Genomic DNA, 14,139 nt, shown 5'->3' with positions numbered 1-14,139 from the left:
AACCGGGTGGAACGTGCGGAACGCGCGCCGGCCGCCCCCGGCACCGGCGCGCTGCGGGATCGCTCCCTCTCGTGATCCCTGCATCTAGAACATTAAGGGCATCCAGGTGGTGGGCGGATGAGCCGCAGGAAGGGACTTGCGGCTCCGCCTAGTGCAGGAGGGACCTCCCGCCTATCGTCCTTTCGGAGTAGGGGAGACCCTGCGGCCAACCCCCCCGTCGACCCTGAGGAGAGCCATAAAAGCCCAGGTGAGACCACGTGGCTCCGGACGGGCCCGCTCAGCCTGCGGGACGAGGGGTCAGGGCGGGGTCAGGGGGTGGGGTCAGCTCTGGCCGGGACGGCTCAGGCCGGTCTCGTACGCGTACACCACCGCCTGGACGCGGTCGCGCAAGCCGAGTTTGGCCAGCACGTTGCCCACGTGCGTTTTCACCGTGGTCTCACTGACCACCAGCTCCGCGGCGATCTCCGCGTTGGACTGCCCCCGCGCCACATGCGTCAGCACCTCGCGTTCCCGCTCGGTCAGGGTGTCCAGGCCCGGCGGCGGCGTGGCGTCCCGCACGGCGGGCAGCCGCGTGGCGAACTTGTCCAGCAGCCGCCTGGTCACGCTCGGCGCGACGATCGCGTCCCCCGCTGCCACGATCCGGATGGCCTGGACCAGGTCCTCCGGCGGCGAGTCCTTCAGCAGGAACCCGCTGGCGCCCGCCCGCACCGCCTCGATCACGTACTCGTCCAGGTCGAACGTGGTCAGGATCAGCACCTTCGGATCGTGCGAGGCCGCGCCCTCCCGGATGATCCGCCGGGTCGCCTCGATGCCGTCCACCCCGGGCATCCGGATGTCCATCAGCACCACGTCCGGCAGCATCGCCCGCGTCATCTCCACCGCGACCGCGCCGTCCCCGGCCTCCCCGACCACCGCGATGTCCGGCTCGGCCTCGAGGATCAGCCGGAACCCCGTCCGCAGCAGCGGCTGGTCGTCCACCAGCAGCACCCGCACCGTGCCCGATTCCGTGCCGCCCGCCGTGTTCATCTCGCCGCCCATCTCCGAAGTCTCCCGGCCGATCCCAGTGTCCCGCACATCCATCACCCCCCGGTCCCGCCTCTGCCTGCAACTCCCGCCTATGCCTGCAACGGGAACCTGGCCCGCACCCCGAAGCCGCCGCCGACCCGCGGGCCGATCCGCAGCTCGCCCCCGTACAGCGCGACCCTCTCGTACATGCCGACCAGGCCGTGCCCGGGACGGTCCCCGTTGTCCGCCATGATCGTCGCGGTGCCGCGCCCGTCGTCCTCGATCTCCACCGTGAGGTCCTGATCGGTGTAGTGCAGCCGCACCCAGGCGCGCGCCTGCGGTCCCGCGTGCTTGAGCGTATTGGTCAGCGCCTCCTGGATCAGCCGGAACGCCGCCACGTCCACGCCCGGCGACGGCGTCCGCGCCTCACCCTCGATCCACAGCTGCACCGACAGGCCGGTGTCGCGCACGTGGTCCAGCAGCTCGCCCAGATCGCCCAGGCCCGGCTGCGGCGCCAGCTCACCGCCCGCCGTCTCCGGATCCCGCTCGGTGCGCAGCACCCCCACGATCCGCCGCATCTCGCTCAGCGCCGTGCGCCCGACCTCCTCGATCGTGCTCATCGCCTCCCGGGCCCCCGCCGGATGCTTGTCCATGATCCGCCGTGCCGCGCCCGCCTGCACCGTCATCACGCTCACATGGTGCGCGACCACGTCATGCAGCTCCCGCGCGATCCGCGAACGCTCCTCCACCCGCGCGGCGCGCGCGTCCGTGCCGCGCGCACGCTCCAGCCGCGCCGCCCGGTCCTCCAGCTCGGTGAAGTACGCCCGCCGCAACCTCAGGTTGCGGCCCAGCGCCCACACCCCGATGCCCAGCGCGTTGTTGGTCAGGTACGACAGCAGCCCCATGTTCTCCGGGAACGCCACCATGTACAGGTTCAGCCCGATCAGCGCCAGCACCCCGCCGAGGGCCCCCACCGCCAGCCCGCGGAACGCCGCCACGCTGTACACCGCCAGCAGGAACGCCACCAGCTCGGGAACGGTGGGGGGATAGTTGGCCGCGACGATCAGCGCCTCGCCCACCAGCACCGCGCACAGCGTCAGCAGCGGCCGCGTCCGGCGGAAGGTGAGCGACATCGTCAACGCCACCACCAGCAGCAGATGCCGCATGTCGGTGGAGGCGAACTCCCGGCTCAGGTGCCGGGGCACCTCCTCCAAGTACAACTGCGGCAGTCCCACCGCCAGCACCAACAGCGCCAAGGCGGCGTCAGACGCCTGCGGGTGCGCCTGAAGCCAGGCACGGCAGGTGGCGAGACCACGGATGCGGGGTGACACAATCCTCACCCTAGGAGTTCGGGCCTGGTCGCAACCCCTCCTGTACGCCGAACCGCGATCCTCCGCAAGGAGGATCCTGGCACAACCTCGCCTCCCCGGCCACCCCACCGGCGCCTGATCCCCGGCTTGATCAGGCACGGGAACGGGCGGTGTCCGGATCTTGCCGTGGATCCCGCGCCGGATCCCGCCTGGGTCTGGGCAGGGGCGCGTCCCGTGTCCCCGGCCGATCGGGTCAGAGGTCGTCGCGTTCGCGCGCCACGGGCTCCAGGTCGGCCGGGGAGGGGCGGTCCACGAAGGTCTCGGGCAGCGGCGGCGGGGTGCCGCCGAAGGCCGGACAGCGCTGCTTGTGGTCGCACCAGTCGCACAGCCTGCTGGTGCGGTGCCGCCACTCACCGGTCTCGGTGGCCCGCCGGATCGCCTGCCACAGCGCCTCCACCTTGCGCTGGGTGGCGCGCAGGTCGGCCTCGTCCGGCTCGTACCGCAGCATCTCACCGTTGCCCAGGTACATGAGCTGGAGCAGCTTGGGCACCCGGCCGCGCAGCCGCCACAGCACCAGCGCGTAGAACTTCATCTGGAACAGCGCCCGCGCCTCGAAGTCGGCGCGCGGCGCCGTGCCGGTCTTGTAGTCCACGATCCGCACGTCACCGGCGGGCGCCACGTCGAGCCGGTCGATGTAGCCGCGCAGCTTCAGGCCCGACTCCAGCACCGTCTCCACGAACAGTTCCCGCTCGGCCGGCTCCAGCCGCCTGGGGTCCTCCAGGGTGAAGTACCGCTCCACCATCGCCCGCGCCTGCTCCAGCCACGCCTCCTCGCCCGTGCCGCCGCGCGGTGTGCGATCGGCGGGGGCGCCGTTCCCGGGGGCGCCGTCCTCGGGGTCGTCGAACAGCGAGGCCAGCTCGGGCTCGGCGGCCAGCAGCCGCTCCCACTCCGGGCCCAGCAGCGCCACCGCCTCCTCCGCGGTGCGCCGCGGCGCCGGCAGGTCGTACAGCCGTTCCAGCACGGCGTGCACCAGCGTCCCCCGCACCTGCGCCTGGCTGGGACGCTCGGGGATCCGGTCGATCACCCGGAACCGGTACAGCAGCGGGCAGGTCATGAAGTCGCCCGCCCGCGAGGGCGACAGCGATCCGATCACCGCCGGGCCCGTGGTGGTCTTTGCGCTCGCCGCGGGGCCCGTGCCGGTGCTCGTCATGGCACAGCAGGGTAGGGGACGCCACCGACGAAATCCCGTACCCGCCGCGGGGCCGTAGCATCATGGGCGTGGCAGACACCGCACCACCGGCGCAGGACAAGAGCGGGAACGGCACCGGCGAGACCGGCGGGGACGGATCCGGCCGTCCCGGGCAGGGCCGTCCCACCGGCCCCGGCCTGTTCATCGGGCGTCCCTTCGGGGTGCCCGTGTTCGTCTCACCGAGCTGGTTCCTGGTCGCCATCCTCGTCACCGTCGTGTTCGAGGGACAGGTGGACGGCGTCGTCCCCCGCCCCGGCAGCTTCGTCGTCGCGTTCCTGTACGCGGTGCTGCTCTACGGGTCGGTGTTCGTGCACGAGCTCAGCCACGCCGTGACCGCCCGCGCCATGGGACTGCCCGTGCGGTCGGTCGTCCTGCACGTCCTGGGCGGTGAGACCGCCATCGAGCGCGAGGCGCCCACCCCGGGCCGCGAATTCCTCATCGCCTTCGCCGGGCCCGTCACCAACCTCGTCCTGGCCGTCCTGGGCGTTCTGGCGCACCTGCTGCTCCCGCTGCCGCCCGTCGCCGACCTCCTGGCGGACGCGCTCACCTTCGCCAACCTCCTCGTCGGCGTGTTCAACCTGCTGCCCGGCCTGCCCCTGGACGGGGGCCGCCTGGTCCGCGCCACCGTCTGGAAGATCACCGGGAACGGCGCCAGGGGCGCCGTGATCGCCGCCTGGATCGGCCGCGGCGTCGCCCTGGCCTGCCTCGCCGGCGGGGCGTTCCTGGCCGCCTACCCCGCGCCCGGCGAGGATGGCGGGATCGGATGGATCGCGCTGCTGTGGTCGGCGTTGGTCGCCTCGTTCATCTGGGTCGGCGCCACCCAGGCCCTGCGGGCCGAGAAGGTCCGCGACCGCATCCCCACCCTGTCGGCCCGCCGCCTCGCCCGCCGCGCCACCCTCGTCACCGCCGACGTCCCCCTCGCCGAGGCGATCCGCCGTGCCCACGACCACCGCGCGGGCGCGCTGGTGATCGCCGACCACGACGGCCGCCCCCGCGGCCTGGTCAGCGAGAAGGCCGTCACCGCCGTCCCCGAGCACCGCCGCCCCTGGATCCAGGCCGGCGAGCTGTCCCGCGCCGTCCACGACGACCTGGTCCTGTCCGCCGACCTGAGCGGCGAGGAACTGGTCGCCGCGCTGCGCCGCGCCCCCGCCACCGAGTACCTCCTGGTCGAACCCGACGGCCGCGTGTACGGGGTGCTGGCGGCCACCGACGTCGACCGCGCCTTCGACGGCATCTGACACCCCGCGGCACGGATAGCCTTGGGGGCCATGAGCGAACCCACCCCCGGCACCGCGCCCTCGGGCACCGGCCGCGTCCCCCACGGCCCGTTCCGCCCCGGCGACCAGGTTCAGCTCACCGACCCCAAGGGCCGGGTCAACACCATCACCCTCCAGCCCGGCAAGCTCTACCACTCCCACAAGGGCGCCATCGCCCACGACGACATCATCGGCAGGCCCGAAGGCTCGGTGTTCCGGTCCACCGGCGGCGTCGACTACCTCGCCTTCCGCCCCCTCCTCGCCGACTTCGCCCTGCGCATGCCGCGCGGCGCCGCCGTCGTCTACCCCAAGGACGCCGGGCAGATCATCGCGATGGCCGACATCTTCCCCGGCGCCCGCGTCGTCGAGGCCGGCGCCGGCTCCGGCGCCCTGACCTGCTTCCTGCTGCGCGCGGTCGGCGAGCACGGCCTGGTCTCCTCCTACGAGCGCCGCCCCGACTTCGCCGACATCGCCCGCGCCAACGTCGAACGGTTCTTCGGCGGCCCCCACCCCGCCTGGCGCCTCACCGTCGGCGCCCTTGAGGACGCGCTCGCCGAGACCGAGGTCGACCGCGTCGTGCTGGACATGCTCGCCCCCTGGGAGTGCGTCGATCCCGTCGCCAAGGCCCTCATCCCCGGCGGGATGGTCTGCGCCTACGTCGCCACCACGACCCAGATGTCGCGGATCGTCGAGGAACTGCGCGGTCACGGCACGTTCGCCGAGCCCTACGCCTTCGAGACCATGCTGCGGTCCTGGCATGTGGAGGGACTGGCCGTCCGCCCCGACCACCGCATGGTCGGCCACACCGGCTTCCTGGTCACCGCCCGCCGCCTGGCCGACGGCGTCACCCCGCCCATGCGGCGCCGCCGTCCCGCCAAGGGATCGCCCATCCCCGGCACCCCGGTGCCCGCGGCGGTCGGGGGCGGCTCCTCCGAGGCACCGGAAACAGCACCGGACACAGCACCGGACGAATCACCGGCCCAATCACCGGACGGAGCACCGGACGAGACGCTCTGACGGGCCGAGCGAGGCGAAGATCACATGTGCCGGGCGCCGCGCACCCCCTTCATGCGTCCCTGCCCGGAAGTAACACGGAATTCACACCGGCATTCACACCGGTGCGCGCACAACGCGAGCCGTCCTCACCAGGGATGAAATCCGCTGAACTCGCGTCCCCGCGCCACCGGATCCGCCGTTTCCTCCTCCCCGGCGCCACGGCCGCGCAACCGTGGCCGTCCCCGTCGGACCCCGTCCACCAGCGGCGACGCCCCGGGCACGACACGAGAACCGAATGGGCAGGTTACGGAAGCCCTCCAGATAGGTAGGGTCTCAGTAGGTCGTCGGCTCTTCGTGAGGAGGTGACGGGGCGTGGCCGCTCGTGATGATGCTGGGGCGCGCAGGGCGCAGCACGAAAAGGAGGTCAGGGACCTCCAGACGCAGATCTCCTTCCTGGAGGAGGAGATCTCCGTGCTGCGCCGCAAGCTCGCGGAATCCCCCCGCCAAGTACGTGTTCTAGAGGAACGGCTCCATGAGACGCAGGCCAACCTGGCCGCCGTGACCGGGCAGAACGAGCGTCTCGTGGCGACCCTCAAGGAAGCCCGCGAGCAGATCGTGGCGCTCAAGGAGGAGGTCGACCGGCTCGCGCAGCCGCCGTCCGGTTTCGGCGTCTTCCTGGGGGCCCGCGACGACGGCACCGTCGACATCTTCACCGGCGGCCGCAAGCTGAGGGTGAACGTCAGCCCGGCCGTCAACGTCGAGGAGCTCCAGCGCGGCCAGGAGGTCATGCTCAACGAGGCCCTCAACGTCGTCGAGGCCCTGGACTTCGAAGAGCAGGGCGAGGTCGTCATGCTCAAGGAGCTGTTCGACGACGGCGAGCGCGCCCTGGTCATCGCGCACGCCGACGAGGAGCGCGTCATCAAGCTCGCGGAGCCGCTGCGCGGCGTCCCGCTGCGCGCCGGCGACTCCCTCATGCTCGAACCCCGCTCCGGCTACGCCTACGAGAAGATCCACAAGGCCGAGGTGGAGGAGCTGGTCCTCGAAGAGGTCCCCGACATCTCCTACGAGGAGATCGGCGGCCTCGGCCCCCAGATCGAGATGATCAGGGACGCCATCGAGCTGCCCTACCTGCACGCCGACCTGTTCCGCGAGCACCAGCTGCGCCCGCCCAAGGGCGTCCTGCTGTACGGGCCGCCCGGCTGCGGGAAGACGCTCATCGCCAAGGCCGTCGCCAACTCCCTGGCCAAGCAGGTCGCCGAGAAGACCGGCCAGGAGGGCAAGAGCTTCTTCCTCAACATCAAGGGCCCCGAGCTCCTCAACAAGTACGTCGGCGAGACCGAGCGGCACATCCGCCTGGTCTTCCAGCGGGCCCGGGAGAAGGCGTCCGCCGGCACGCCCGTCATCGTCTTCTTCGACGAGATGGACTCCATCTTCCGCACCCGCGGGTCCGGCGTGTCCTCCGACGTCGAGAACACCATCGTCCCGCAGCTGCTCAGCGAGATCGACGGCGTCGAGGGGCTGGAGAACGTCATCGTCATCGGCGCCTCCAACCGCGAGGACATGATCGACCCCGCCATCCTGCGTCCCGGCAGGCTCGATGTGAAGATCAAGATCGAGCGGCCGGACGCCGAGGCGGCCAAGGACATCTTCTCCAAGTACATCCTCACGGGGCTCCCGCTGCACCCCGACGACGTGAAGGAACACGGGGGCGACGACGCGGCCACCGTCGACGCCATGATCCAGCGCGTCGTCGAGCGGATGTACAGCGAAAGCGAGGAGAACAGGTTCCTGGAGGTCACCTACGCCAACGGCGACAAGGAGGTCCTCTACTTCAAGGACTTCAACTCCGGCGCGATGATCCAGAACATCGTCGACCGCGCGAAGAAGATGGCCATCAAGCAGTACCTCGACACCGGGCAGAAGGGCCTGCGCGTCTCGCACCTGCTCGCCGCCTGCGTCGACGAGTTCAGTGAGAACGAGGACCTGCCCAACACCACCAACCCCGACGACTGGGCCCGCATCTCCGGCAAGAAGGGCGAGCGGATCGTCTACATCCGCACGCTCGTCTCCGGCAAGCAGGGCGCGGAAGCCGGGCGATCCATCGACACCGTCGCCAACACCGGCCAGTACCTGTAGCACCCACGCGCCCCCGCGCCGCCGGCGGCGGCGCGGACGGCGACCGGGACGACGACCGACCGCCACGCGGCGGCCACCCGAGAGATTGGGAGGCCGCCGCGTGGCGTTTTCCGCACCGGATTCCGCACCGAATTCCGCACCGGATTCAGCACCTGTTCCAGACCAGTTCCGCACCCAACCTTGGGGAAGCCTGTGCGTCCTGTAACACCTGGCACATCAGTCCGCCGACACGGCGGAACCTCACGACACGACGCCGCCCAACTCGTGTTCCGCAACCCCGTAATCACAAGGGAAACGCAACTCCCCGCCCACGCGCACCCGCACCACGCCCACGAGCCCCATGGCTCCACCCACGCGCCCCCGATAGGCTCGACGATATGAGTGTTCGGCGGGTGATGGGCATCGAGACCGAGTACGGCATCTCCGTACCGGGACAGCCAGGGGCCAACGCGATGGTGACCTCCTCCCAGGTCGTCAACGCCTACCTCGCGGCGTCGGCCGCGCGGGCAAGGCGCGCCCGCTGGGACTTCGAGGAGGAGAACCCCCTCCGTGACGCCCGCGGCTTCGACCTCGCCCGCGAGGTCGCCGACCCCAGCCAGCTCACCGACGAGGACCTCGGCCTCGCCAACGTCATCCTCACCAACGGCGCCCGCCTCTACGTCGACCACGCGCACCCCGAATACTCCGCGCCCGAGTGCACCAACCCCCGCGACGCCGTCATCTGGGACAAGGCCGGAGAGCGCGTCATGGCCGACGCCACCCACCGCGCCGCCATGGTGCCCGGCACCCACCCGATCCAGCTTTACAAGAACAACACCGACAACAAGGGCGCGTCCTACGGCTGCCATGAGAACTACCTCATGAAGCGCGAGACGCCCTTCGCCGACATCGTCCGGCACCTCACCCCCTTCTTCATCTCCCGCCAGGTGGTCTGCGGCGCCGGACGGGTCGGCATCGGCGTCGACGGGCGGGGCGAGGGCTTCCAGATCAGCCAGCGCGCCGACTTCTTCGAGGTCGAGGTCGGTCTGGAGACCACCCTCAAGCGCCCGATCATCAACACCCGCGACGAACCCCACGCCGACCCCGAGAAGTACCGGCGTCTGCACGTCATCATCGGCGACGCCAACATGAGCGAGATCTCCACCTACCTCAAGCTCGGCACCACCAGCCTCGTCCTCGCCATGATCGAGGACGGGTTCCTGACCGTGGACCTCTCCGTCGACATGCCCGTCGCCGCGCTCCGCGCCGTCTCCCACGACCCCACCTGCAAGCACCAGCTCACCCTCCGGGACGGCCGCAAGATGACCGCCGTCCAGCTCCAGATGGAGTACCTGGAACAGTCCCGCAAGTACGTGGAGGACCGTTACGGCGCCGACGTCGACGAGATGACCAAGGACGTCCTCGACCGCTGGGAGTCGGTCCTGCACCGTCTCGGCGACGACCCCTCCCAGCTCTCCCGCGAGCTCGACTGGGTCGCCAAGCTCTCCCTCCTCGACGGCTACCGTGAACGCGACGGCCTGGACTGGTCGCACCCCCGCCTCCAGCTCGTCGACCTCCAGTACACCGACATCCGTCCCGACAAGGGCCTCTACAACCGTCTCGTCGCCCGCGGGAGGATCGACCGCCTCGTCACCGAGGACCAGGTCCAGTCCGCCATCGAGAACCCCCCGGAGGACACCAGGGCGTACTTCCGCGGCCGGTGCCTGCGCCAGTACGCCGAGTCCGTCGCCGCCGCCTCCTGGGACTCGGTCATCTTCGACGTCCCCGGCCGCGAGTCGCTCCAGCGCGTCCCCACCCTCGAACCGCTTCGCGGCACCAGGCAGCACGTCGGCGCCCTGCTCGACCGCTGCCGCACCGCCGCCGACCTGGTCGCCACCCTCACCGGTCAGGGCTGAGTCCGGCGCGACCTCGGCCGCAGCCTATCCGTGACCGGTTTGACCGTTTCATTCGTCGGCGGACCGGCGATAACCCCTGCAGACCCCCGCGCCGCCGCGGCACGGAATCCGCTCGCCGCCGGTGATCGGAGATAGGCTTGGGGGGGACCGGCGAAGTGGGAGGTAGGCATGGCCACGAAGGACAACTCGGGCGGCCAGAAGCAGGCCCCGCGGCGTACCGAAGAGGTCGAGGAGACCCAGGACGCCCCCAGCGAGGACATCCAGGAAAGGCAGGAGAAGCTTTCCGACGATGTCGATGCAATTCTGGACGAGATCGACGAGGTTCTCGAAGAGAACGCCGAGGAATTCATCAGGGCATATGTCCAAAAGGGTGGTGAGTAAATCCACGTAAATCCGCATTTGCCGGATTTAGGGGTTGGGTGGGGAAGGGCCTCCCTGGGCTCGTTGAGGGGTGGCCGGGCCGGGGCCGTGCTCGTGAGAACACGGCCCGCCGTTCTTTCCCCGCGCGGCGGGCGTCCCGTTCGACGGCGCCGGTAGCGGCCCGGCCGTCCTCCGGGGCGGCTAGCCGTCTTCCAGGGTGGCGAGGTGGCGGGCTTGGGCGTTGGTGGCGGTGAGGCCGTTCGGGGGCACGGGGACGCCGGTGAGGCGGCACCAGGCGAAGCCGAGCCCGGCGGTGGCGCTGAGGAGATGTGTCGTGGTGGCGGCGTCGCCGCCGGTGGGGGAGGGCCACAGGGAGCGGAGCGGATGGGTGTCGTCGTTGAGGATGTCGGCGAGAAGGGCCCGCAGTTCGGGATCGAGCCAGCGGCCGACGGGGGCGGCGAGGTCGGGGCGGTATCCGGCCAGGTCGGCGGCCAGGAGCGCGGTGGCGGCGTGCCGTGGCTCGATGAAGTCCGGTGAGCCGGGGTCGCCGCACACGGGCCGCAGCGCGGTGGCGAGGTCGTAGAAGGCGAGCTGGAGCGCCTCGCCGGGTGCCGAGTCGTTGAAGAGGGTGGCGAAGAGGGGCGCGGGGCAGCGGGTCCGCCATTCGCGTTCGACGACCTGGTCCCCGTAGGGGAGGGCGCGGTGGTCGAGCGCCGGGTTGGTCTGCAAGGGCTCGATCATGGAGAGCAGGGCCGAGGCGCGGACGCGGAAGCGGGCGTCGTCGCGCAGGGCCTGGGCGGTCATGACCATGCAGCGGATGAGCTGCGCGGCGGCGTCGGCGCGGCCGGAGCGGAGGCGCTCGGCGTACAGGCCGATGATGGTGTGCAGGGGCGGCGGGGGCAGCCATCGCAGGGTGCCGAGTGAGCCGGCGTTCGTGCCGTCCGGGCCGGTGGTACGGGGATCGGCGCCGGGCTGTGGCGCCAGGTGAGGCTCCCAGAGGTCGAGAAGGCCGAGGCGGGGGTCGAACAGGGGAACCGAGGCGCACCACAGCAGGGTGCTCCAGGTGGCGGCGATGGTGCTGGGCGTGCCGTGCAGGAAGCGGTTCCAGCCGAGGGGATAGTCGGCGGGCGGGGCCTGGGCGGCTTCGGACATCACGGAGCGCAGCCGGTAGGTGAGCGCGCCCGAGACGGGCCGGCCGACGAGGGCGAGGGGCGGGCCGTAGTCGGTGAGGTAGTCGGGCCCGGTGGGGATGATCTCGGCGGGGATGGGCGGCGGCGTGGGGGCGTGGACGGCGGACCGGCGGAGGTCGGCGCCCTGCGGCGGCGGTGAGGGGAACCAGCGGCTGTCGGCGGGGTGCCACCGGTACCAGCGCGTCCAGGCGGCGAAGAGCCACCAGCTGTGGTCGGGGAGGGACAGCAGGTGGGGGAAGAGGGCCTGGCGGCGTTGCAGCGGCGTGGCGGCGGGCCACCAGGGCGCGGTGACGACGGCGCGGGTGTGGTGCTCGGCGGCGGTGAACGGGTCGGCGTCGGGCGGGAGCGTGAGGTCCTCTTCGGTCGGCGGGGGGTTGTAGGCGGGCCGCCTGGGGGGCCAGCCGGGCTCGCCGGGGGCGCTCGGCCAGGTCGGTTGCCCGAGGGGGCTCGGCCAGCCGGGCTGGCCTGGGGGTCCCAACACCACGCCGTCATCGTAATGGGCGGCGGGGGCGCGCCCGGCGCCGGTGCCGTGCGCGTCCGATACAGGTCCCTCCCCGCCGCGCCGGTTCGCCGTGGGCGGACTGGTGAGGGTGGGCGTGGCATGCGGCGGGCGCTGGTTGAACAGTAGGGTCGGAGTGGTCAGCGCCGGTGGGTTCGTTGAGGGGAGCCGGTGCCATGGTGGAGGGAAGGAGTCGCGTGGCGTCGCACGATTCGCGCATCGGGCGTCTGCCGGGGTTGTTCGCCGGCCCCGACACGTCGTCGTTCACGGAGTTCCTGGGTGCCTACAATCCGGAGCTGCTTCCGGGGCGGAGGTCGCTGCCGGCGGCGGCCAGGGCGGGGGAGGAACTGCCGCACGCCACCACGATCGTCGCGGTGACGTACCCGGGCGGCGTGGTCGTGGCGGGTGACCGGCGGGCGACCGCGGGCAACGTGATCGCGCAACGCGATGTGGAGAAGGTGTTCCGGGCCGACGAGTTCTCGGCGATCGCGGTGGCGGGCACGGCCGGGATCGGGATGGAGCTGATCCGGCTGTTCCAGGTCGAGCTGGAGCATTACGAGAAGCGCGAGGGCCGGACCCTGTCGATGGAGGGCAAGGCCAACCGGCTGGCGACGCTGGTGCGCGGGAACCTGGGCATGGCGATGCAGGGGCTGGCGGTGGTGCCGCTGTTCGCGGGATACGACGAGGAGCGGGACGGGGGGCGGATCTTCTCCTACGACCCGGCGGGCGGCCGGTACGAGGAGCGGGACTTCTACTCGATCGGTTCGGGGTCGGTGTTCGCGCGGGGCGCGCTGAAGAAGCTGTGGCGCCCGGACCTGTCGCCGGAGGACGCGGCGCTGGTGTGCGTCCAGGCGTTGTACGACGCGGCCGACGACGATTCGGCGACGGGCGGTCCCGACCTGTCGCGCGGCATCTTCCCTGTGGTGGCGGTGGTGTCGGACGAGGGGTATCGCCGGCTGGGTGAGGACGAGGTGGGCGCGCTGGCCCGGTCCGTGGTCGAGGGACGTAACGACTCGCCGGGCGGTCCGACCGCCCCGCTGCGATAGAAGGGATCCAGACCGGTGTCGATGCCGTTCTATGTGTCGCCCGAACAGCAGATGAAGGACAAGGCGGACTACGCGCGCAAGGGCATCGCGCGTGGCCGCAGCGTGGTCGTGCTCCAGTACGACGACGGGATCCTGTTCGTGGCCGACAACCCGTCCCGGGCGCTGCACAAGATCAGCGAGATCTATGACCGGATCGCGTTCGCGGCGGTCGGCAAGTACAACGAGTTCGAGAACCTGCGGCTCGGCGGGGTGCGGTACGCGGACGTGAACGGGTACCAGTACGACCGCAGGGACGTGACGGCCCGCGGCCTGGCGAACGTGTACGCGCAGACGCTCGGCACGATCTTCACCGAGACCAACAAGCCGTACGAGGTGGAGCTGGTCGTGGCGGAGGTGGGCGACAGCGCCGACACCGACCAGATCTACCGGCTCACGTTCGACGGCTCGGTGGCCGACGAGCACGGCTACGTGGCGATGGGCGGGCAGGCCGAGGCGGTGGCGCAGGTTCTCAAGGAGCGCTACCGGGAGGGCATGCCGCTGGCGGAGGCGCTGCGGCTGGGCGTACGGGCGCTGGAGGCGCAGGACTCCGACCGCCGCCTGGAGGCCAAGTCGCTGGAGGTGGCGGTGCTGGACCGCAACCGCGAGCACCGCCTGTTCAAGGCGCTGCCGGCGGCGCGGATCGAGCGGCTGCTGAACGAGGCCGACGGTGCGGACGCGGCGGGGTCGGGCGACCAGGCCGCCACCTCGGACGGCGGCAACGGGGGCAACGGCGGTAACGGCGGCAACGGCGCAGGCTCGGCGGGCTCCTAGCACCGGCCCGGCACCCGCCCGCCACGACACGCCGAACGAGGCGACGCCGAAACGAGGGGCCCGTCCCGGAGACCACAGGCCGTCCGAGGCCGCCGGGGACGGGCCCTCGGCTTGCCCGAGCCCGGTTCGCGCACCGCCCGCGCCCCGTCCGCCGATTGTGATCTACAACGTAAAGGTGGCGGCCGGGTGGACGCCGGTGAAGCCAGAGGCGTCAGAGGCTGCCAAGTCGGGTCACGGCCGCATAGGCTCGCGGTGTGGACAGGCGCATTTTCGGGCTTGAGAACGAGTACGGCGTGACCTGTACCTTCCGTGGGCAGCGGCGGTTGTCGCCTGATGAGGTGGCGCGGTACCTGTTCCGGCGGGTGGTGTCGTGGGGGCGCAGCAGCA

General features: G+C 71.4%; 11 protein-coding genes. 7 read left to right on the top strand and 4 right to left on the bottom strand.

Going from position 1 to position 14,139, the window contains the following annotated elements:
• Positions 1-321 precede the first annotated feature (321 nt).
• The 3 genes from QSK21_RS33555 to QSK21_RS33545 form a co-directional block, all read right to left on the bottom strand.
• The gene (locus tag QSK21_RS33555; RefSeq protein ID WP_285701681.1) at positions 322-1,038 is read right to left on the bottom strand and encodes a response regulator; all 717 of its coding nucleotides are present in this window, start codon (positions 1,036-1,038) and stop codon (positions 322-324) included.
• Positions 1,039-1,115: 77 nt separating this feature from the next.
• Positions 1,116-2,336 carry a sensor histidine kinase gene (locus QSK21_RS33550; protein WP_285701680.1) on the bottom strand — a complete coding sequence of 407 codons (1,221 nt, stop codon included), beginning with the start codon at positions 2,334-2,336 and terminating at the stop codon, positions 1,116-1,118.
• A 232-nt stretch (positions 2,337-2,568) separates the two neighbouring features.
• Complete coding sequence (locus QSK21_RS33545) at positions 2,569-3,525, bottom strand: RecB family exonuclease (RefSeq protein WP_285701679.1); 957 nt, start codon at positions 3,523-3,525, stop codon at positions 2,569-2,571.
• Positions 3,526-3,593: 68 nt separating this feature from the next.
• On the opposite strand from QSK21_RS33545, the gene QSK21_RS33540 reads away from it, so the two are divergent.
• From QSK21_RS33540 to QSK21_RS33520, 5 genes are all read left to right on the top strand, one after another.
• Positions 3,594-4,802, top strand: a complete 1,209-nt coding sequence (locus tag QSK21_RS33540) for a site-2 protease family protein (RefSeq protein WP_352231363.1) — start codon at positions 3,594-3,596, stop codon at positions 4,800-4,802.
• Between the two features lie 30 nt (positions 4,803-4,832).
• Positions 4,833-5,837, top strand: a complete 1,005-nt coding sequence (locus tag QSK21_RS33535) for a tRNA (adenine-N1)-methyltransferase (RefSeq protein ID WP_285701678.1) — start codon at positions 4,833-4,835, stop codon at positions 5,835-5,837.
• A gap of 351 nt (positions 5,838-6,188) precedes the next feature.
• A complete protein-coding gene (gene arc / locus QSK21_RS33530; protein ID WP_285701677.1) occupies positions 6,189-7,952 on the top strand; it encodes a proteasome ATPase in 1,764 nt (587 codons plus the stop codon).
• Between the two features lie 377 nt (positions 7,953-8,329).
• Positions 8,330-9,847, top strand: coding sequence for a depupylase/deamidase Dop (gene dop, locus QSK21_RS33525; protein WP_285701675.1), 1,518 nt, complete (start codon positions 8,330-8,332; stop codon positions 9,845-9,847).
• A 168-nt stretch (positions 9,848-10,015) separates the two neighbouring features.
• Positions 10,016-10,228: a ubiquitin-like protein Pup gene (locus QSK21_RS33520; protein ID WP_285701673.1), complete on the top strand. Its 213-nt coding sequence runs from the start codon at positions 10,016-10,018 to the stop codon at positions 10,226-10,228.
• A gap of 180 nt (positions 10,229-10,408) precedes the next feature.
• Here QSK21_RS33520 and QSK21_RS33515 read toward each other — a convergent pair whose 3' ends face one another.
• Entirely contained in the window at positions 10,409-11,881 is a 1,473-nt protein-coding gene (locus QSK21_RS33515; RefSeq protein WP_285701672.1) for a hypothetical protein, read from the bottom strand.
• A gap of 212 nt (positions 11,882-12,093) precedes the next feature.
• On the opposite strand from QSK21_RS33515, the gene prcB reads away from it, so the two are divergent.
• A complete protein-coding gene (gene prcB / locus QSK21_RS33510; protein ID WP_285701670.1) occupies positions 12,094-12,942 on the top strand; it encodes a proteasome subunit beta in 849 nt (282 codons plus the stop codon).
• A gap of 21 nt (positions 12,943-12,963) precedes the next feature.
• A complete protein-coding gene (prcA, locus tag QSK21_RS33505; RefSeq protein WP_285701668.1) occupies positions 12,964-13,752 on the top strand; it encodes a proteasome subunit alpha in 789 nt (262 codons plus the stop codon).
• Positions 13,753-14,139 lie beyond the last annotated feature (387 nt).

The organism is Actinomadura sp. NBRC 104412 (genome assembly GCF_030269515.1).
In the GTDB taxonomy this organism is placed as follows: domain Bacteria; phylum Actinomycetota; class Actinomycetes; order Streptosporangiales; family Streptosporangiaceae; genus Spirillospora.
Note: the sequence above shows the minus strand (reverse complement) of the source record. Positions and strands in the feature narration are given on the sequence as shown.

Excerpts from the sequence above, each read along its gene's own strand:
- QSK21_RS33555 (WP_285701681.1), bottom strand. The coding sequence starts at position 1,038 with ATGGGCGGCGAGATGAACACGGCGGGCGGCACGGAATCGGGCACGGTG.
- QSK21_RS33545 (WP_285701679.1), bottom strand. The coding sequence starts at position 3,525 with ATGACGAGCACCGGCACGGGCCCCGCGGCGAGCGCAAAGACCACCACG.
- QSK21_RS33535 (WP_285701678.1), top strand. The coding sequence starts at position 4,833 with ATGAGCGAACCCACCCCCGGCACCGCGCCCTCGGGCACCGGCCGCGTC.
- dop (WP_285701675.1), top strand. The coding sequence starts at position 8,330 with ATGAGTGTTCGGCGGGTGATGGGCATCGAGACCGAGTACGGCATCTCC.
- QSK21_RS33520 (WP_285701673.1), top strand. The coding sequence starts at position 10,016 with ATGGCCACGAAGGACAACTCGGGCGGCCAGAAGCAGGCCCCGCGGCGT.
- prcA (WP_285701668.1), top strand. The coding sequence starts at position 12,964 with ATGCCGTTCTATGTGTCGCCCGAACAGCAGATGAAGGACAAGGCGGAC.